Source organism: Enterobacter cloacae complex sp. SYL001, assembly GCF_049237025.1.
In the GTDB taxonomy this organism is placed as follows: domain Bacteria; phylum Pseudomonadota; class Gammaproteobacteria; order Enterobacterales; family Enterobacteriaceae; genus Enterobacter; species Enterobacter intestinihominis.
Window position 1 is genome coordinate 64,949 of record NZ_JBMKJI010000012.1, and the last position, 17,606, is coordinate 82,554.

Annotated in this window: 22 protein-coding genes; 13 read left to right on the forward strand and 9 right to left on the reverse strand. The window is 54.2% G+C overall.

The window, feature by feature from the left end; all coding sequences use genetic code 11:
* Positions 1-12: 12 nt before the first annotated feature.
* The 4 genes from flgE to flgB are packed head-to-tail and all read right to left on the reverse strand — an operon-like array spanning position 13 to position 2,836.
* Positions 13-1,263, reverse strand: coding sequence for a flagellar hook protein FlgE (flgE, locus tag ACOTZP_RS13105; RefSeq protein ID WP_023305860.1), 1,251 nt, complete (start codon positions 1,261-1,263; stop codon positions 13-15).
* 26 nt (positions 1,264-1,289) lie between these two features.
* Positions 1,290-2,000: a flagellar hook assembly protein FlgD gene (gene flgD, locus ACOTZP_RS13110; RefSeq protein WP_003857994.1), complete on the reverse strand. Its 711-nt coding sequence runs from the start codon at positions 1,998-2,000 to the stop codon at positions 1,290-1,292.
* Between the two features lie 11 nt (positions 2,001-2,011).
* Positions 2,012-2,416 (reverse strand): flagellar basal body rod protein FlgC, encoded by a 405-nt coding sequence (gene flgC, locus ACOTZP_RS13115; RefSeq protein ID WP_003857997.1) that lies wholly within the window; start codon positions 2,414-2,416, stop codon positions 2,012-2,014.
* 3 nt (positions 2,417-2,419) lie between these two features.
* Positions 2,420-2,836 (reverse strand): flagellar basal body rod protein FlgB, encoded by a 417-nt coding sequence (gene flgB / locus ACOTZP_RS13120; RefSeq protein ID WP_022647724.1) that lies wholly within the window; start codon positions 2,834-2,836, stop codon positions 2,420-2,422.
* 157 nt (positions 2,837-2,993) lie between these two features.
* On the opposite strand from flgB, the gene flgA reads away from it, so the two are divergent.
* The 3 genes from flgA (at position 2,994) to flgN (ending at position 4,470) form a co-directional block, all read left to right on the forward strand.
* Positions 2,994-3,653: a flagellar basal body P-ring formation chaperone FlgA gene (flgA, locus tag ACOTZP_RS13125; RefSeq protein WP_022647723.1), complete on the forward strand. Its 660-nt coding sequence runs from the start codon at positions 2,994-2,996 to the stop codon at positions 3,651-3,653.
* Positions 3,654-3,746: 93 nt separating this feature from the next.
* Positions 3,747-4,040, forward strand: coding sequence for a flagellar biosynthesis anti-sigma factor FlgM (flgM, locus tag ACOTZP_RS13130; protein WP_003858002.1), 294 nt, complete (start codon positions 3,747-3,749; stop codon positions 4,038-4,040).
* Positions 4,041-4,044: 4 nt separating this feature from the next.
* Complete coding sequence (flgN, locus tag ACOTZP_RS13135) at positions 4,045-4,470, forward strand: flagella biosynthesis chaperone FlgN (protein ID WP_022647721.1); 426 nt, start codon at positions 4,045-4,047, stop codon at positions 4,468-4,470.
* Positions 4,471-4,528: 58 nt separating this feature from the next.
* Here the strand turns inward: flgN and murJ are convergent, their stop codons facing one another.
* The 4 genes from murJ to rimJ all read right to left on the reverse strand — a co-directional run bounded on the left by murJ (position 4,529) and on the right by rimJ (position 8,364).
* Entirely contained in the window at positions 4,529-6,064 is a 1,536-nt protein-coding gene (murJ, locus tag ACOTZP_RS13140) for a murein biosynthesis integral membrane protein MurJ (RefSeq protein ID WP_017384735.1), read from the reverse strand.
* A gap of 129 nt (positions 6,065-6,193) precedes the next feature.
* On the reverse strand, positions 6,194-7,117 hold the full coding sequence (locus ACOTZP_RS13145) for a Gfo/Idh/MocA family protein (RefSeq protein WP_058647113.1): 924 nt from the start codon (positions 7,115-7,117) through the stop codon (positions 6,194-6,196).
* Between the two features lie 2 nt (positions 7,118-7,119).
* Positions 7,120-7,770: a YceH family protein gene (locus ACOTZP_RS13150; RefSeq protein ID WP_045307934.1), complete on the reverse strand. Its 651-nt coding sequence runs from the start codon at positions 7,768-7,770 to the stop codon at positions 7,120-7,122.
* A gap of 9 nt (positions 7,771-7,779) precedes the next feature.
* Positions 7,780-8,364: a ribosomal protein S5-alanine N-acetyltransferase gene (gene rimJ, locus ACOTZP_RS13155; RefSeq protein ID WP_003858007.1), complete on the reverse strand. Its 585-nt coding sequence runs from the start codon at positions 8,362-8,364 to the stop codon at positions 7,780-7,782.
* A 236-nt stretch (positions 8,365-8,600) separates the two neighbouring features.
* On the opposite strand from rimJ, the gene mdtH reads away from it, so the two are divergent.
* From mdtH to ACOTZP_RS13200, 9 genes are all read left to right on the forward strand, one after another.
* Complete coding sequence (gene mdtH, locus ACOTZP_RS13160) at positions 8,601-9,809, forward strand: multidrug efflux MFS transporter MdtH (protein ID WP_022647718.1); 1,209 nt, start codon at positions 8,601-8,603, stop codon at positions 9,807-9,809.
* A 120-nt stretch (positions 9,810-9,929) separates the two neighbouring features.
* Entirely contained in the window at positions 9,930-10,490 is a 561-nt protein-coding gene (locus tag ACOTZP_RS13165) for a lipoprotein (RefSeq protein ID WP_023305855.1), read from the forward strand.
* 128 nt (positions 10,491-10,618) lie between these two features.
* On the forward strand, positions 10,619-11,665 hold the full coding sequence (pyrC, locus tag ACOTZP_RS13170; protein ID WP_022647716.1) for a dihydroorotase: 1,047 nt from the start codon (positions 10,619-10,621) through the stop codon (positions 11,663-11,665).
* A 75-nt stretch (positions 11,666-11,740) separates the two neighbouring features.
* Entirely contained in the window at positions 11,741-11,986 is a 246-nt protein-coding gene (gene dinI / locus ACOTZP_RS13175; RefSeq protein ID WP_022647715.1) for a DNA damage-inducible protein I, read from the forward strand.
* Positions 11,987-12,259: 273 nt separating this feature from the next.
* Positions 12,260-12,514 carry a biofilm formation regulator BssS gene (gene bssS, locus ACOTZP_RS13180; protein ID WP_023299782.1) on the forward strand — a complete coding sequence of 85 codons (255 nt, stop codon included), beginning with the start codon at positions 12,260-12,262 and terminating at the stop codon, positions 12,512-12,514.
* A 114-nt stretch (positions 12,515-12,628) separates the two neighbouring features.
* Positions 12,629-13,747 (forward strand): N-methyl-L-tryptophan oxidase, encoded by a 1,119-nt coding sequence (gene solA, locus ACOTZP_RS13185; RefSeq protein WP_023305854.1) that lies wholly within the window; start codon positions 12,629-12,631, stop codon positions 13,745-13,747.
* 50 nt (positions 13,748-13,797) lie between these two features.
* Positions 13,798-13,911, forward strand: a complete 114-nt coding sequence (locus ACOTZP_RS13190) for a YceO family protein (protein ID WP_022647713.1) — start codon at positions 13,798-13,800, stop codon at positions 13,909-13,911.
* Between the two features lie 226 nt (positions 13,912-14,137).
* Positions 14,138-14,704 (forward strand): cytochrome b, encoded by a 567-nt coding sequence (locus tag ACOTZP_RS13195; protein ID WP_022647712.1) that lies wholly within the window; start codon positions 14,138-14,140, stop codon positions 14,702-14,704.
* Between the two features lies 1 nt (position 14,705).
* A complete protein-coding gene (locus ACOTZP_RS13200) occupies positions 14,706-15,284 on the forward strand; it encodes a YceI family protein (protein ID WP_022647711.1) in 579 nt (192 codons plus the stop codon).
* A gap of 38 nt (positions 15,285-15,322) precedes the next feature.
* Here the strand turns inward: ACOTZP_RS13200 and ACOTZP_RS13205 are convergent, their stop codons facing one another.
* Complete coding sequence (locus ACOTZP_RS13205; RefSeq protein ID WP_023299780.1) at positions 15,323-16,372, reverse strand: rhodanese-related sulfurtransferase; 1,050 nt, start codon at positions 16,370-16,372, stop codon at positions 15,323-15,325.
* A 218-nt stretch (positions 16,373-16,590) separates the two neighbouring features.
* Between ACOTZP_RS13205 and ACOTZP_RS13210 the strand changes: the two genes are divergently transcribed.
* Positions 16,591-17,517: a Kdo(2)-lipid IV(A) acyltransferase gene (locus ACOTZP_RS13210; RefSeq protein ID WP_271075098.1), complete on the forward strand. Its 927-nt coding sequence runs from the start codon at positions 16,591-16,593 to the stop codon at positions 17,515-17,517.
* Positions 17,518-17,606 lie beyond the last annotated feature (89 nt).

Sequence of the window (17,606 nt, forward strand, 5' to 3'; positions counted from 1 at the left end):
CCCGTCAGCCGCTTAACGCAGGTTAACCAGCGTGTTGAGGATCTGATCCTGGGTTTTGATGGTCTGCGCGTTGGACTGGTAGTTACGTTGCGCGACAATCATGTTCACCAGCTCTTTACTCAGATCGACGTTGGAGGCTTCCAGCGCGCCGTTGGTCAGCGTGCCGAAGTTACCGGAACCCGCGGTACCCAGCAGGGCAACACCGGAAGACTGCGTGGCAGACCAGACGTTATCCCCTTCGGACTTCAGGCCTTCGTTGTTGGCAAAGTTTGCCAGCACGATCTGGCCCAGCACCTGGGTCTGTTCGTTGGAGTAGTTACCGACAACGGTGCCATCATCGTTGATCTGGTAGCTCACCAGGTCGCCCGGCTTATAGCCGTTCTGGCTCGTCGCCACGATGTTGTTCGCACCGGTGTTCTGTTGCATGGAGCTCTGGAAGCTAAGAGAGAACTCGGCAGGCTCCGCACCGCTAATGATGCCAGTAGTAATGTTGATAGCTGGGGTGGCGTTTGGCGTAGCGCTTATCACGCCAGCAGCGTCGTAGTTATAAACACCCGCCAGGTTACCGTTACTGTCGAAGCTCATCTGTGCCGCTTTTTTTGCAGGAGAACCCGCTACGCTGCCATCCTGGGTATACACATCCCATTTGTTGTCAGTTGTTTTGACATAGAACAGGTTCATGTTGTGCGCATTACCCTGGCTGTCAAACACTGTCACGGTGCCTTTCTTGTTGTAAGAGTCAGGGTTGGCCGGGTCGAATGCGACGGTTGGCGCGGTATCGGTGGAGTTCAGGTTGATCTGCTGAGAGGCCGTGGTGGTGGACTTCGCCGCCATCAGCGTCGTTGGGATGGTGATCGCCTGCGGATTCGCACCGGTTTGCACCGTCGGCGGCGTGCCGGCAACCGGATAACCGGTTAACTGTAGCCCCTGCATGTTCACCAGGTTACGGTTTTCATCCAGCTTAAACTGGCCGTTGCGGCTGTAGAACACGGAACCGTTGGCATCCACCATACGGAAGAAACCGTTCTGGCTGATGGCGACATCCAGACCACGACCGGTGTTGGTGGTCGTCCCGTCAGTGAAGTCCTGGGTGATACCCGCAACCTTCACGCCCAGGCCCACTTTAGAGCCTGCAAACATATCTGCAAAAGACGCAGAACCGGATTTAAAACCATAGGTCGCGGAGTTGGCGATGTTGTTGCCAATGACGTCCAGGTTGGTGGCCGCAGCATTCAGGCCGCTGACCGCTTGAGAAAAGGCCATGACTTACTCCTGATAAGTATGAAGGCTTAGATAATCTGCCGAACTTCGTCGAGTGTGGTGGTACCGGAGGTACCCAAATCCAGTTTGTTGCCATCGCTACCTTTGATGACGCCCTGAACCAGGGCAAACTGTAGCGGCTGAGCCACCAGCTGCGTGGTGCCGTTGCTGGCGCTAATCGCAACCTGATACGAGCCGTTAGGCGCTTTAGTGCCGTCGGTCAGGCTGCCATCCCAGGTAAAGGTATGAACGCCCGCTTTAAGCTCGCCAATCTCAATCGTGCGCACCACGTTGCCGCTGGCGTCTTTGATGGTGGCGGTGACTTTGTCGGCCGGTTGCTGCAACTCAACGCCAAACGGCGTTGTGGTGGTGGTGGACGTGCCATCGGTGGTGCTGGTGCCCGCCAGAATCGTGGTCCCCGGGATCATCACCCCGTGACCGATCAGGTTGGCGGCCTGCAAGGACTGGCTGTTATCGATTTGACCGGAGACCGAGCCGAGCGTGGTGTTCAGTTTCTCAATGCCGCTGACGGTACTGATCTGCGCGAGCTGCGTGGTCAGTTCGTTGTTCTGCATCGGATTGGTCGGGTCCTGATTTTTCAGCTGTGCCACCAGCAGGGTCAGAAAGCTGCTCTGTAAATCGGAGGCATTGCTCCCGGTGAGAGAGCTGGAACCGGTTGCACTACTGGTGCTGTTGACGCCGGTATTTGTCGGGTCATTCACGTTTACGGCGATGGACATGCGTGTCTCCTTTACTGGCCGAGAGTGAGTGTTTTGAGCATCATGCTCTTCACGGTATTAAGCACTTCGACGTTTGCCTGGTAGCTGCGTGACGCGGACATGGAGTTCACCATCTCCCCGACCACATCCACGTTCGGCATTTTCACGTAGCCGCTGGCATCCGCGAGCGGGTTGCCTGGCTCGTAAACCAGCTTGTCGGGCGCCTGGCTCTCAACCACGTCCGCCACTTTCACGCCGCCCGTTGCCGCACCCGGTGCAGCATCAACCTGGAAGACGACCTGTTTAGCGCGATACGGTTGTCCGTCAGGGCCGGTCACGCTATCGGCGTTGGCCAGGTTACTGGCTGCCACGTTCAGTCGTTTGGACTGCGCCGTTAATGCCGAACCGGCGATATCAAAAATATTCAGCAAGGCCATTTACTAATTGCCCCCCTGCAGGACGGTCATCATGCCTTTGATTTGCCCGCCGAGTAGCGTCAGGCCTGTCTGGTATTGCAGGCTGTTATCGGCAAACTGTGTGCGTTCCCGGTCCATGTCGACGGTGTTGCCATCAAGCGAGGGCTGATCGGGGACACGATAAAGTAAGTCAGTTGATGGCGCGGTCATCGCCTGAGCGGGAATATGCCGTGAGGATGTCAGGGCAAGTGAGACACCCGTCCCTTCGGCACGTCCACGCTCCATCACTTTTTTGAGTTCACTGGAAAAATCAATATCGCGCGCCTGATACCCGGGGGTGTCCGCGTTGGCGATATTGGCGGCTAAAATTTCCTGCCGCTGGGCGCGTAAGTTGAGCGCTTCCTGCTGAAAACGTAACGCGGCGTCGAGTTTATCGAGCATGTCTCCTCCGCTGATGAGAAAATTTCAGTTCACAGCTTAAATCTCACCCCGTCTCCCCTATCGACGGAATAAGCGCAAAATGCGTCGCTATTTGTTGCGTTGATGGAAAACCACTGCGGGTAGAATTTGCTTAATTCTGGACATGGTGGAACGTGCGATGCGGACTTTTAAACGTGGCCTTGCGGCGACCCTGCTGCTTTTGAGCCCTCTTGTGCAGGCTGAGGGGTTAGAGAACCAGCTCAATGCATTCTTTGCGCAGAAGCTGGCCGGTTTTAGCGATGACGTACGCGTGACCGTACGCACCCCGCCTAACCTTTACCCTTCCTGCGAAGCCCCGTCATTTAGCGTGACCGGCAGCACCCGATTATGGGGCAACGTGAATGTGCTGGCGCGTTGCGCCAACGAAAAACGTTATTTACAGGTTGCGGTTCAGGCGACAGGCAATTATGTTGTCGCCGCCGTTCCCATTCCCCGGGGCAGCCTGCTGCAACCAGACAGCGTAACGCTGAAGCGAGGCCGTCTGGATCAGCTTCCACCGCGGACGATGCTGGATATTAACCAGGCTCAGGAGGCGGTCAGCCTGCGCGATGTCGCCCCTGGACAGGCGATACAGCTCTCTATGCTGCGCCAGGCGTGGCGGGTGAAGGCGGGACAACAGGTGATGGTGGTCGCCAATGGCGAAGGCTTTAGTATCAACAGTGAAGGAAAAGCGCTGAATAATGCCGCAGTAGCACAAAATGCCCGGGTCAGAATGTCCTCAGGCCAGGTGGTCAGCGGCACGGTCGGTCCTGATGGGAATATTCTGATTAACCTGTAATCTTTTTAAAGATTTCGCGGCGACTGCCGATAAATATTCAACAAATGATGATGTCAGGCGCAAACGCCGCGAACCCTCGATGAGGACAACACTATGAGCATTGATCGTACATCAGCCCTGAAGCCGGTTAGCACTGTACAACCTCGCGAAACGAATGAGGCTGCCCCGCAAAAAACGCGTCTGGAAAAAACCTCGACGGCTAACAGCACGAGCGTCACGCTGAGCGATGCGCAGTCGAAGCTGATGCAGCCAGGCAGCAGCGATATCAACATGGAACGAGTTGAAGCGCTGAAAACGGCTATCCGTAACGGCGAACTGAAAATGGATACCAGCAAAATCGCTGATGCGCTGATTCAGGACGCACAGAGTTTCCTCCAGAGTAACTAACCGTATGAGTCGACTGTCAGAAATACTGGATCAGATGACGGTGGTCCTGAACGACCTGAAAACGGTGATGGACGCAGAACAGCACCACCTCTCTTCTGGTCAAATCAACGGCAGCGCGTTGCAACGCATTACTGAAGATAAAAGCTCGCTGCTGGCGACCCTGGATTATCTGGAAAAACAGCGACGCGCTGAGCAAGACACGAAACGCAGCGCCAATGATGAGATCAACGAACGCTGGCAGACCATTACAGAAAAAACCCAGCATCTTCGCGATCTCAACCAGCATAACGGCTGGCTGCTGGAAGGTCAGATTATCCGTAATCAGCAGGCGCTTGAGGTGTTAAAGCCCTATAAAGAGCCGGGGCTGTACGGTGCGGATGGTCAAACGGCCACGGCACGTATCACGGGCGGGAAAAAGATTTCGATTTGACGCACTAGCGGCATGTCATGAAGCGGGGAGCACCTTCTGGTGACTCCCCTTTTGGCGTTTATACCGTACGGCGGGTAAACTCTTTCACCTTGAAGCCAAGCACCGCCAGCGTGGCAAAGTACGCCACCACCCCGACCACCACCACGGCCATCAGACGCATCAGGCGGTAAGGCATGGTGCCCTGCGCCCACTCAGGCATGACATACAACATGCCAACCAGCGCGGCCGCCATCACTACTACCGCGATCGCCAGACGCAGCAGGAAGCTTGCCCAGCCCGGCTGCGGGGTGAAGATATCCTGCTTACGCAGCTGCCAGTACAGCAGCCCGGCGTTGAGACAGGCCGCCAGACCAATCGACAGTGACAGACCCGCGTGTTTCAGCGGACCAATAAACGCCAGGTTCATCAGCTGCGTCATGATCAGCGTCACAATGGCAATCTTAACCGGCGTTTTGATGTCCTGACGTGAATAGAAGCCGGGCGCAAGCACCTTCACGACAATCAGCCCCATCAGCCCCACCGAGTAGGCTACGAGCGCACGCTGGGTCATGGCGGCATCAAAGGCGGTGAATTTTCCATACTGGAACAACGACACCGTCAGCGGTTTCGCCAGGATCCCCAGCGCCACCGCGCTTGGCAGCGCCAGCAGAAAACAGAGACGCAGACCCCAGTCCATCAGGCGGCAGTATTCATCGTGGTTGCCGCTGGCGAAACTTTTCGACAGCGACGGCAGCAGAATAGTCCCCAGCGCCACGCCCAGCACCCCGGATGGAAACTCCATCAGCCGGTCGGCGTAGTACATCCAGGACACCGAGCCCGACACCAGGAAAGAGGCGAAGATGGTATTGATGATGAGCGAGATCTGGCTGACGGACACGCCGAGTATTGCCGGTCCCATCTGTTTGATAACGCGCATTGCGCCCGCATCTTTGAAATTAATGCGCGGCAGAACCAGCATGCCGATCTTTTTCAGGTGCGGGAGCTGGTAAGCAAGCTGTAACACCCCGCCGACGGTCACGGCCCAGGCCAGCGCCAGCACCGGTGGGTTAAAATGCGGCGCGGCGAACAGCGCAAAGCCAATCATGCTGACGTTGAGGAACGTGGGGGCAAAGGCCGGCACGGAGAAGCGGTTCCAGGTATTCAGGATGGCACCCACCAGCGACGCCAGCGAAATCAGCAGAATATAGGGGAAGGTTATCCGCAGCAGTTGCGTCGTCAGGGCAAATTTATCCGCCGTGTCGGCAAAGCCCGGCGCCGTTACCATGATTACCCAGGGCGCTGCCAGCATCCCCAGGACGGTCACGATCGCCAGCGCCAGCGTCAGTAAACCGGAAACGTAAGCCACAAAGACGCGGGTGGCATCTTCGCCCTGCTTGCTTTTATATTCCGCGAGGATCGGGACAAATGCCTGTGAGAAAGCCCCTTCGGCAAAAATACGGCGCAGCAGGTTCGGCAGCTTGAACGCAACGAAAAAGGCGTCAGTCGCCATCCCTGCGCCAAAAACCCTTGCCACAATGGCATCGCGCGCAAAGCCAAGCACGCGGGAAAACATGGTCATCGAGCTGACGGCCGCCAGCGATTTTAATAAGTTCATTAACGTGAAGTTCCACAACCCTACGGATTTCCAGGACGGATAAGCGAAAGCGCCACCCGGCAAAGCCAACAAGCGGCGCTTAGTCTAACCGGATTTCAACGAATTACTATCGGCAGATGTTACAGCGAGTTATTCCGACATCGCTTCGCGCCAGAGTCGTTCCACGATGCGCTGCGCCAGAATGGCCTGCTCCCCGGACGTTTCAGGAACCGTCTGATTCTGCACGCAGGTAATGAAGTGACGCGCGCAGCCCACAAAGCCACGCTGCTCCAGGGTGCTCTGCCAGCCGGGAACGGGTAACGCGAGCACGCCATTGCCCTTCTCTTCCCGCCACTCACGCATATCGGTGACGTCATACAGCGCGCCATCCGTAACGGCCTGCACGGACTCGCGCTGGCTGCCCGCCCGACGATGCATGCTGGTCGTCACCTGTAAATGCTCAACGGCAAAATGATGTTCGGCGTAAACCATTTCACCCTGCTCGTTGGTCAGCAGCGTGCCGCTTTGCAGCTGGGCTTTTCCGTTACTCAGCCAAAGGGCCGTATCCACGACGTGGAGATAATCATCCAGCAGCGTGAACCGCAGATCGTTCGGCCCTACGCTGTCGGTACGGTGCTTATCCATACGCAGAGAAGCAAACGAGCCGGACTGCGCTTTAAGCTTCTGATAGAGCGGCGCAAAACGGCGGTTGAAGCCGACCATCAGCGTCAGCTTTTTACGCGCGGCCAGCTCAATCAGTCGTTCAGCATCCTGCACATTTTCCGCCAGCGGCTTATCAACGCAGACGTGAACGCCTGCGTTCAGCAACTCGCTCACCACCTGGAAGTGCGTCGCGGTTGAGGTATGCACAAATACCGCATCACATTCACGGGCTAAATCCTGGAGTGAGCCAGCATAAGGGATGCGCCAGGTTTTGCAGATGCGCTCTGCTTTCTCGCGAGTGGGCGACCACGCCCCTTGCAGCGTCCAGTCTGACGCGGCGCCTAAAACGGGCAGCCAGGCTTTTTGCGCAATCCCGCCCAGCCCCACCACTCCAATGCGTAATGTAGTCACGGTTAATCTCCCAGGTGTGCGAGTAAAGCATCCAGACGCTGCTTCAGCCCGGCAACCTCGTCTTCCAGGGCTGCCACGCGCGCGGTCAGGCTGTCGTTTGATGCTGGCGTGTCGGATTCGACGGCCAGCGTAGAGGACTCCACGTCGCCGCTAAACAGGTGCATGTAGCGGCTTTCACGCTTGCCCGGTTCGCGGGCCAGACGCACCACGTAAGGACCGTCCTCGCGTGAGGCTAATCCCTCCAGCGTCTGTTCAACGTCCTGCATATCCTGAAACTCATGCATGCGGGAGGCGCGTGTGCGCAGTTCACCCGGCGTCTGCGCCCCGCGCAGCAGCAGCGTGGTGATAACCGCCACTTCTGCGGCGCTGAGTTTTAAATCGCCAAATTCGGAATTACAAAAGCGCTGTTCATATTTAGTGACGCGATTACCGAAGCCGCTGACGGTGCGCAGGTAGTGGCGCTTCACCAGCTCATCAAGGATATCCTGCACCTCGTACTCGCCAAGGTTCATCACCGGCTCACGGTTCGTCTTTTGGTTGCAGGCCATCGTGACGGCATTCACGGAAAGAGGATACTGTTCCGGCGTCGTAACCTGCTTTTCCAGCAGGCAGCCAATCACGCGCGCTTCGGCGCCATTTAACTGATATTTCATCTTTTCTCCTTAACGACCCGCGGTCCACTCCTGCGTGGTGAGCGCGGTGAGCACATGGTCCCGCCACTCGCCGTCAATCAGCAGATAATCTTTGGCATAGCCCTCTTTCTCAAACCCCAGGCGGGCCAGCAGATCGCCGCTGCGCTTATTGTGCGGCATGTAGTTCGCCATAATGCGATGGATATGTTGCGTGCGCTGCATGTAGCGAATCGCCGCCGTCAGCGCCTCAAACATGAGCCCCTGCCCCTGCCATTTCTGGCCGATGGAATACCCGAGATAGCAGGCGTGAAACGACCCGCGTACTACGTTTGAAAAATTGGCAATGCCAACGATCTCTTTCTCTTCCGGATCGAGAAGCGCGAAATAAAACGCACTTCCCTGTTTGTGAAATTCCGCAATCATACTGAGGCGCGCCTGCCAGCCAGAGGGGTAGCAATGGCTCTCGTCCCGAACGGGTTCCCAAGGTTTTAAAAACTGGCGATTCTCGGCGTAATAATCCGCCAGACGCCAGGCATCACGCTCATGCACCAGACGAACGACCAGCCTGTCCGTCGTCAGACGCACTTTTGGCACATTACTGCGATAGCCAAACATCGATACCACTCCTTCCCGTCGCTTCTGCTCTGCCTGTTAGCTTTACTATACCTGCGCCTGTGCCTTCTGTGAAAACAGTGACATACCATTTTTATCGCTTTTCACATTTTTCGATGAGAACTCTCTATCAAAGCACCTTTTTGATAAAAAAATATTGTCGCCAGCAGGTATGTGAAAAAGCGCGGCGACACCGCAGAATATTAGCGTGCTCACCTTTTATTTTCCCTGGAGGGAAAATGTCTCGCGTATCACAGGCCAGGAGCCTGGGTAAATATTTCCTGCTCGTCGATAACATGCTGGTCGTGCTCGGCTTTTTTGTCGTTTTTCCACTTATATCGATTCGTTTTGTCGATCAAATGGGCTGGGCGGCGCTGATGGTCGGGATCGCGCTGGGCTTACGCCAGTTTGTACAACAGGGTCTTGGCGTGTTTGGCGGGGCAATAGCCGACCGCTTTGGTGCGAAACCGATGATCGTCACCGGCATGCTGTTACGTGCGGCGGGATTCGCCACGATGGCAATCGCTCATGACCCCTGGCTGCTGTGGTTCTCCTGTTTCCTTTCCGGGATTGGCGGCACCCTTTTCGACCCACCGCGTACCGCGCTGGTAGTCAAGCTGATCCGCCCACAACACCGGGGTCGTTTCTTCTCAATTTTGATGATGCAGGACAGCGCTGGCGCGGTAGTGGGCGCCCTGCTGGGAAGCTGGCTGCTGCAATACGATTTCCGCCTGGTCTGCGCCACCGGCGCGGTGCTGTTTATTCTCTGCGCGCTGTTTAACGGTCTGTTTCTGCCTGCATGGAAGCTGTCGACGGTAAAAGCGCCGGTGCGGGAAGGGCTTGACCGCGTGCTGAGCGATAAACGCTTCGTCACCTATGTTTTAACGTTGACCGGCTACTACATGCTCGCCGTACAGGTCATGCTGATGCTGCCGATTATGGTTAACGATATTGCCGGCACGCCGGCGGCGGTAAAATGGATGTATGCCATTGAGGCCTGCCTTTCTCTGACTCTGCTCTATCCGATTGCCCGGTGGAGCGAGCGCCGTTTCCGGCTTGAGCACCGTCTGATGGCCGGGCTGTTGCTGATGACGCTGAGCATGATGCCCATCGGCCTGGTGAGTTCACTCCAGCAGCTGTTTATGCTGATTTGCACCTTCTATATTGGCTCAATCATTGCCGAGCCGGCCCGTGAAACCCTGAGCGCGTCACTTGCCGACGCCCGGGCCCGTGGCAGCTACATGGGCTTCAGCCGTCTCGGACTTGCGCTTGGCGGCGCGCTGGGTTACACCGGTGGCGGCTGGCTGTTTGATGCTGGAAAAGCGCTCCATCAGCCGGAGCTGCCGTGGGTCATGCTCGGTATGGTCGGCTTTATGACGCTGATTGCCCTCTGGTGGCAGTTCAGTGATAAACGCAGCACCCGCGGGATGCTGGAACCTGGCGCCTGACCTTCTGGGGGAGGATATTTACCTCCCTTCACTATCAGTTTTTTCTGCTGGTTTCTCCAGGATCACCCTGACATACTGGCGTATCAGGACAGATGCGCCGATTTTATGTTGAGGAACACCATGAAAAAGATCGTTATTGCCGCTGCGTTAATTGTCAGTGGGCTGCTGGTGGGATGTAACCAGCTTACGCAGTACACCGTCAGTGAGCAGGAAATTAATCAGGCGCTGGAAAAACATAATAACTTTTCAAAAGATATCGGCGTGCCCGGCCTTGCGGATGCACATATCGTCCTGACGAATCTCGCCAGCCAGATTGGGCGCGAGGAGCCTAACAAAGTCACCCTGTCCGGCGATGCCAGCCTCGACATGACCTCGCTCTTCGGCAATCAGAAAGCGGATATCAAGCTGAAGCTCAAGGCGCTGCCGGTCTTCAATAAAGAGAAAGGGGCAATTTTCCTGCAAGAGATGGAAATCGTCGATGCGGTCGTCACTCCGGATAAAATGAAACCGGTGCTGCAAACGCTGATGCCTTATCTCAACCAGTCGTTACAAAACTATTTCAACCAGCAGCCCGCCTACGTTCTGAGCGAAGACAAGAGTAAGGGCGAATCTCTGGCGAAGAAATATGCCAAAGGGATAGAGGTGAAACCGGGTGAAATCATCATTCCTTTCACCGACTAAATACTCCGGGCGCTCAGGCGCCCGTTTTTTTTAACGGAATAGTGTGCAAACGAAAACGTTTCCGCTTATGATTTGTGTCCGGCAAAAACAGCCATCTTATGACTGATCCCTTTCAAGCCGGAGCTTCCATGACTGTACAATCCCAGGTTCTCAAAATCCGCCGCCCAGACGACTGGCATATCCATCTTCGTGATGGCGACATGCTGAAAACCGTCGTGCCGTATACCAGCGAAATTTATGGCCGTGCGATTGTTATGCCTAACCTGGTTCCGCCAGTCACCACCGTCGAGGCCGCGATCGCCTATCGCCAGCGTATCCTTGACGCCGTTCCGGCCGGGCACGATTTTACTCCGTTGATGACCTGCTATCTGACGGACTCGCTGGATCCCAATGAGGTTGAGCGCGGATTTAACGAAGGTGTGTTCACCGCCGCGAAGCTCTACCCGGCAAACGCCACCACCAACTCCAGCCATGGGGTGACGAGCATCGACGCCATCATGCCCGTTCTGGAGCGTATGCAAAAACTGGGGATGCCACTGCTGGTGCACGGGGAAGTGACCCACGCTGACATTGATATTTTCGATCGCGAAGCGCGTTTTATCGAAACGGTCATGGAGCCGCTGCGCCAGCGTCTTCCTGGGCTGAAGGTAGTGTTTGAACACATTACGACCAAAGATGCCGCAGAGTATGTCCGGGATGGAAACGAATTGATTGCCGCCACCATCACCCCGCAGCACCTGATGTTTAACCGTAACCACATGCTGGTGGGTGGCGTTCGTCCACATCTGTATTGTCTGCCGATCCTCAAGCGCAATATCCACCAGCAGGCGCTACGTGAGCTGGTCGCCAGCGGCTTCCCGCGCGCGTTCCTCGGCACGGATTCCGCCCCGCATGCCCGTCACCGAAAAGAGGCGAGCTGCGGCTGTGCAGGCTGCTTTAACGCCCCGACCGCCCTGGCAAGTTACGCAACCGTCTTTGACGAGATGAATGCGTTAGGCCATTTCGAAGCCTTCTGCTCCCTTAACGGCCCGCGTTTCTACGGTCTGCCGGTTAATGACACGTTCATTGAGCTGGAGCGCAAAGAAAGCCAGGTTGAAGCGTCGATTGCGCTCACCGACGATACGCTGATCCCCTTCCTGGCCGGTGAAACCGTAAGCTGGACGGTAAAAAGCTAAAAAATTGTCATCCCCCTGTTGTCAAACCGCCAATACAACTGTATAAATAAACAGTATATTACACAGGGGGCATTTATGCGTATTGAAGTCACCATTGCCAAAACCACCGTCCTGCCTGCTGGCGCACTCGACGCTCTGGCGGGTGAGCTATCCCGACGTATTAACAGCACTTTTCCTGAAAACGATGGCGCCATAACGGTACGTTATGCGACAGCAAACCATCTTTCCGTCATTGGCGGCGCGAAAGAAGACAAAGACCGCATCAGCGAAATTTTGCAGGAAACATGGGAAAGCGCCGACGACTGGTTTATCACTGATTAAAATTTGCTCCCTCATTGTGTTTTTTGCCGGGTCGCCCCGGCTTTTTTTCGTTTCGTCTCCTGAAAGTTCAAAATATTTCAGTATCTTCTTAGAAAATCGTGAACAAGATGACGTTTTATTGTTCGAACAATCCTAAAAAGCAGAAAAATGTGTTGCTACCCGTTTATTTTTTCCTGCGGAACCCTTATTAATTGATATACTGAAAAAGCTTTCAGAAAAACATGCATTGAACCTCAAAGTCGTTGTCTTCTAACACGCATTAAGGGGGTTATAATGGAAAAGAATAATGAAGTCATCCAGACCCATCCACTCGTTGGCTGGGATATCAGCACCGTAGACAGCTACGATGCGCTGATGCTGCGTTTGCACTACCAGACCCCGAATCAGCTAAACCGTGACGAAGCGGAAGTTGGACAGACGCTGTGGCTTACAACAGACGTCGCCCGTCAGTTTATTTCTATTTTGGAAGCAGGCATCGCAAAAATAGAATCTGGCGACTACCAGGAAAATGAGTATAAACGGCATTGACCTTATGCCCCTTTTCACTCAACAGGCACCCTCGCGGTGCCTTATTTATTTCGCTCTTGTATAAGCCCACATAGTTAATTACTCTGCTAACAAAGCGTTAGTAAAGAGAAGCCTATGAAATACGATTTGATCATTATCGGAAGCGGCTCCGTTGGATCTGCAGCCGGTTATTACGCTACGCAGGCGGGTCTGAATGTGCTGATGATTGACGCCCACCTTCCCCCTCATTCTGAAGGAAGCCATCACGGCGATACCCGTCTTATCCGTCACGCTTACGGCGAAGGTGAGCGCTATGTACCGCTGGTGCTTCGGGCTCAGACGCTGTGGGATGAGCTGGCCGCAGTCACCGAAGAACGCATTTTTGAGCGCACCGGGGTCATTAACCTGGGGCCCGCCAACTCCACGTTTCTGGCGAATGTCGAGGAGAGCGCGAAAGCCTACCGTCTGGACGTTGAGCGTCTGGATGCGAACGACATAATGGCGCGCTGGCCGGAAATTTCTGTCCCTGAAGACTACATTGGATTGTTTGAAGCCAATTCCGGGGTACTGCACAGCGAAACGGCCATTAAGACCTGGATTGATCTCGCCGCCAAAGCGGGCTGCGCGCAGTTGTTTAACTGTCCGGTCACGGGTATCACCCACCATGCCGGGGGTTCAACCGTCACCACGTCTGAAGGTGAATATACCGCCACGCGCCTGCTGGTGAGTGCGGGAACGTGGGTGACGAAACTGCTGCCGGATCTGCCCATCCAGCCGGTACGCAAAGTCTTCTCCTGGTTCCAGTCTGACGGGCGTTACAGCAGCCAAAACAAATTCCCGGCGTTCACGGGCGAGTTACCTAATGGCGACCAGTACTACGGTTTCCCCTCGGAAAAAGACGCGCTCAAGATTGGCAAACATAACGGCGGACAGGTAATTTCCTCTGCGGAAGAACGCAAGCCGTACGGAGCCTATCCGCAGGATGGTTCCGAAGCCTTCACGTTCCTGCGTAATATTCTGCCGGGCGTAGGCGGGTTGCTTTATGGCGCAGCGTGCACCTACGACAATACGCCAGATGAAGACTTCATCATCGACACCCTGCCTGGGCACGACAACACCCTGATCGTAACCGGGCTCAGCGGTCACGGGTTTAAATTTGCCTCTGTGTTAGGTGAAATCGCCGCCCAGTTTGCTCAGGGGATTGCGCCTTCGTTTGATCTCAAACCCTTCGCGCTCTCGCGCTTTAGCCGATAATACCGCTACAGGCTCCGAATAACCGGAGCCTGATTTGCGAGAGGATCATGATGCGCAGACTGGTGAATTACCTTATCAATAACATCCGCGAGCATTTCATGCTCTACATTGTCCTTTGGTCGCTGCTGGCGATTGTTGACGTCATCTTTATTGTATTCTTCTGAAAACCATCACTGACGTTTATTGACACTCCTTTAAACTTATTTAACTTATAGTTTTTATAAAAAGTCATCTCAAATTTATTGAACGAAGCGATTGAAATACATTGCGGAAACATATTCAAATTCGCTGAAATAAAATAACTAAATAACATTATTCCTTTTTTTCAGTTGCATTATTTAATTAATCCGGCCATTTTTATTGCTCAGTCATTTGAGAACGGAAATTCATATGCAATGGCGTAACTCCTCCAGCCGCTACGGAATAATATCCATGTGTTTACACTGGCTATTTGCACTTGCTGTCTATGCCATGTTTGGTCTCGGCCTCTGGATGGTGACATTAAGCTATTATGACGGTTGGTATCATCAGGCCCCCGAATTGCACAAAAGCATTGGGGTTCTGCTGATGATGGGTCTGGTTTTTCGCGTGATCTGGCGACATCTCTCTCCGCCCCCTCCTGCCCCCAAAAGCCATGGCCGTCTTACCCGCATAAGCGCTGTTGGCGCACATATCGCACTCTATGCCCTGCTGTTCGCCATTCTGATCAGCGGTTATCTCATTTCGACCGCAGACGGCAAACCGATCAGCGTGTTTGGGCTCTTTGACGTCCCTGCCACGCTGGCTGACGCCGGTTCACAGGCTGACACCGCAGGTGTGGTTCATCTGTGGCTGGCATGGAGCGTGGTGATCCTGTCTGTTCTGCATGGCCTTGCGGCCCTGAAACACCACTTTATCGATAAAGACGATACGCTGAAGCGCATGCTTGGCCGTTCGTCAGTTGACTCTGGAGCATAAAATGAAAAAACGCCTGTTGGGTATCGCATTAGGTTCGCTGTTATTTACCACCGGTTCGGCCATTGCCGCCGACTATAAAATTGATAAAGAAGGCCAGCATGCCTTCGTCAATTTCCGTATTCAGCATCTGGGTTACAGCTGGTTATATGGTACGTTCAATGATTTCGATGGCACATTTAGTTTCGACGAGAAAAACCCTGCTGCCGATAAAGTAAACGTCACCATTAATACTAACAGCGTCGACACTAATCACGCCGAGCGTGATAAACATCTGCGCAGCGCTGAATTCCTGAACGTAGGCAAATTCCCGCAAGCTACTTTCGCGTCGACAGAAGTGAAGAAAGACGGTGATAAGCTCGCTATTACCGGTAATCTTACGCTGAACGGCGTAACAAAACCGGTAACACTGGATGCGAAATTAATCGGCCAGGGCGACGATCCGTGGGGCGGAAAACGTGCTGGCTTTGAAGCCGCCGGCAAAATTCATTTGAAAGATTTTAATATCACCACAGATTTAGGACCGGCATCGCAGGATGTAGAGCTGATTATTTCGGTGGAAGGCGTTCAGCAGAAGTCATAAAACAGGCCCGGCAGGCTTTTACGCCGCCGGGCAATGTTTTACTCCGGGTCCGGAATACCCAGTTTGGTATTCAGTCGGCCCCGGGATTTATTAAAGATCTTATTCCCGTTCTCGCGCCCGGCACGGCGACGACGTTGCTCTTCTTCAGGCAGGATACTCTCTTCACTGCACAGCTCGCTACAGCAGCCATTAAACTTCTCGGCACATGCAGGACACTGAATAAACAGAAGATGACAACCGTCGTTTTTGCAGTTGGTATGCGTGTCGCACGGCGTACCGCACTGGTGGCAGTGAGCGATTACGTCCTCTGAAATTCGCTCGCCCATACGCTCATCAAACACAAAGTTTTTACCGATAAAACGCACCGGTAACCCCTGCTCGCGGGCGCGGCGGGCATATTCAATGATCCCACCCTCAATATGCCAGACTTTATTAAAACCGTTGTGTTTCATCCAGGCACTGGCTTTTTCGCAGCGGATCCCACCGGTGCAATACATAACGATCTTTTTGTCTTTATGCTCCTGCATCATCTCAACCGCTTTCGGCAGCTGTTCGCGGAAAGTGTCGGCAGGAATTTCCATCGCATTCTCGAAGTGGCCCACTTCATATTCGTAGTGGTTACGCATATCGATGAACACTGCATCCGGATCGTCGAGCATCGCGTTCACTTCAGCGGCCTTGAGGTACTCCCCCACATTAGCGGCATTGAAGTTCGGATCGTCGATGCCATCCGCCACAATACGCTCACGCACCTTCATGCGCAGCACCCAGAACGATTTGCCGTCATCATCCAGCGCAATGTTCAGGCGTAAGCCGTTAAGCGCCGGATCAAAACCATAAAGGAGATCGCGGAAGGCGCTGACTTTGCTTTCCGGCACGCTGATCTGCGCGTTAATACCCTCACGCGCCAGATAGACGCGACCAAACACGTTCAGGGCGGTGAAAGCCTGGTAAAGCGCATCGCGGGTCGCCTGTGGATCGTTGATGGTAAAATATTTATAGAAAGAGATCGTTGTGCGCGGTTCGGTTTCGGCCAACATACGCGCTTTCAACATCTCATTCGAAACGCGGTTGTGTAACACTGGCATGGTGTACAAGTCCTGCAATCGTTGAGAAATAAAAATCGGTCGGCATGATATAGCAAACAAAGACAATTTACATCCACACAATTTACGCTACATTTCAGTCAACCTGATTAATCAGACTTAACACTTGCATATTCTTTCATGTTTCGATGACAGACATTTTGGCTATGCCTCAAAAAATGAGACAATAGCCCTTCAGGACGTTAGAACACAGGACAGACATGACCCAGTTACCGAAATTTACTGCCGCGCTTTTACACCCACGCTATTGGTTAACATGGTCAGGCATTGGCTTGTTGTGGCTAATTGTACAGCTGCCTTATCCCGTAATTTTCCGCATGGGTAAAGGACTGGGCCGCATTGCTCAACAGTTTATGAAGCGTCGCGCCAGGATCGCGTATCGAAATCTTGAGCTTTGCTTTCCTCAGATGAGCGAATCTGAGCGTCACGACATGGTGGTTAAAAACTTCGAATCTGTCGGCATGGGACTGATGGAGACCGGTATGGCCTGGTTCTGGTCGGATAAGCGCATGGCGCGCTGGACGGAAGTGGCCGGAACCGGCATGGATCCGGTGCATAATCTCCAGGACAACCAGACTGGCGTCCTGCTGATTGGCGTTCATTTCCTGACGCTCGAAATTGGCGCGCGCATGTTCGGCATGCAGGCACCGGGTATTGGCGTTTATCGTCCCAACGATAATCCGGTGATCGATTTGATACAGACCAACGGACGCATGCGCTCGAATAAAAGCATGATCGACCGCAAAGACCTTAAAGGGATGATCCGCGCCCTCAAATCAGGTGAAGTGGTCTGGTATGCCCCGGATCATGACTATGGCCCGCAATCCAGCGTGTTTGTCCCGTTCTTTGCGGTGGAAGATGCGGCGACAACCACCGGGACCTGGATGCTGGCGCGGATGTCCAAAGCGGCTATCGTGCCGTTTGTACCGCGCCGTAAACCAGACGGTTCAGGCTATCAGCTCATCATGCTGGAGCCGGAACTCACGCCGCCGCTGGATGATGCAGAAACCACCGCGCGCTGGATGAATGCTATTGTCGAGAAATGCATTATGCTCGCTCCCGAGCAGTACATGTGGCTGCATCGCCGCTTCAAAACCCGGCCTCAGGGCGTCCCTTCTCGTTATTAATCTGCATGCGGTCTTCTGGGCCGCAAGCTGTTTTAGCTTTAAAAGCTCCCCGTCATTGCGGCAATCATACCCCAGGCGCATAATTAGCA

What these genes read in the sequence shown, in the direction of transcription:
- flgE (WP_023305860.1), bottom strand. Translation starts at nt 1,263, where the DNA reads ATGGCCTTTTCTCAAGCGGTCAGCGGCCTGAATGCTGCGGCCACCAAC.
- flgD (WP_003857994.1), bottom strand. Translation starts at nt 2,000, where the DNA reads ATGTCCATCGCCGTAAACGTGAATGACCCGACAAATACCGGCGTCAAC.
- flgC (WP_003857997.1), bottom strand. Translation starts at nt 2,416, where the DNA reads ATGGCCTTGCTGAATATTTTTGATATCGCCGGTTCGGCATTAACGGCG.
- flgB (WP_022647724.1), bottom strand. Translation starts at nt 2,836, where the DNA reads ATGCTCGATAAACTCGACGCCGCGTTACGTTTTCAGCAGGAAGCGCTC.
- flgA (WP_022647723.1), top strand. Translation starts at nt 2,994, where the DNA reads ATGCGGACTTTTAAACGTGGCCTTGCGGCGACCCTGCTGCTTTTGAGC.
- flgM (WP_003858002.1), top strand. Translation starts at nt 3,747, where the DNA reads ATGAGCATTGATCGTACATCAGCCCTGAAGCCGGTTAGCACTGTACAA.
- flgN (WP_022647721.1), top strand. Translation starts at nt 4,045, where the DNA reads ATGAGTCGACTGTCAGAAATACTGGATCAGATGACGGTGGTCCTGAAC.
- murJ (WP_017384735.1), bottom strand. Translation starts at nt 6,064, where the DNA reads ATGAACTTATTAAAATCGCTGGCGGCCGTCAGCTCGATGACCATGTTT.
- ACOTZP_RS13150 (WP_045307934.1), bottom strand. Translation starts at nt 7,770, where the DNA reads ATGAAATATCAGTTAAATGGCGCCGAAGCGCGCGTGATTGGCTGCCTG.
- rimJ (WP_003858007.1), bottom strand. Translation starts at nt 8,364, where the DNA reads ATGTTTGGCTATCGCAGTAATGTGCCAAAAGTGCGTCTGACGACGGAC.
- mdtH (WP_022647718.1), top strand. Translation starts at nt 8,601, where the DNA reads ATGTCTCGCGTATCACAGGCCAGGAGCCTGGGTAAATATTTCCTGCTC.
- ACOTZP_RS13165 (WP_023305855.1), top strand. Translation starts at nt 9,930, where the DNA reads ATGAAAAAGATCGTTATTGCCGCTGCGTTAATTGTCAGTGGGCTGCTG.
- pyrC (WP_022647716.1), top strand. Translation starts at nt 10,619, where the DNA reads ATGACTGTACAATCCCAGGTTCTCAAAATCCGCCGCCCAGACGACTGG.
- dinI (WP_022647715.1), top strand. Translation starts at nt 11,741, where the DNA reads ATGCGTATTGAAGTCACCATTGCCAAAACCACCGTCCTGCCTGCTGGC.
- bssS (WP_023299782.1), top strand. Translation starts at nt 12,260, where the DNA reads ATGGAAAAGAATAATGAAGTCATCCAGACCCATCCACTCGTTGGCTGG.
- solA (WP_023305854.1), top strand. Translation starts at nt 12,629, where the DNA reads ATGAAATACGATTTGATCATTATCGGAAGCGGCTCCGTTGGATCTGCA.
- ACOTZP_RS13190 (WP_022647713.1), top strand. Translation starts at nt 13,798, where the DNA reads ATGCGCAGACTGGTGAATTACCTTATCAATAACATCCGCGAGCATTTC.
- ACOTZP_RS13195 (WP_022647712.1), top strand. Translation starts at nt 14,138, where the DNA reads ATGCAATGGCGTAACTCCTCCAGCCGCTACGGAATAATATCCATGTGT.
- ACOTZP_RS13200 (WP_022647711.1), top strand. Translation starts at nt 14,706, where the DNA reads ATGAAAAAACGCCTGTTGGGTATCGCATTAGGTTCGCTGTTATTTACC.
- ACOTZP_RS13205 (WP_023299780.1), bottom strand. Translation starts at nt 16,372, where the DNA reads ATGCCAGTGTTACACAACCGCGTTTCGAATGAGATGTTGAAAGCGCGT.
- ACOTZP_RS13210 (WP_271075098.1), top strand. Translation starts at nt 16,591, where the DNA reads ATGACCCAGTTACCGAAATTTACTGCCGCGCTTTTACACCCACGCTAT.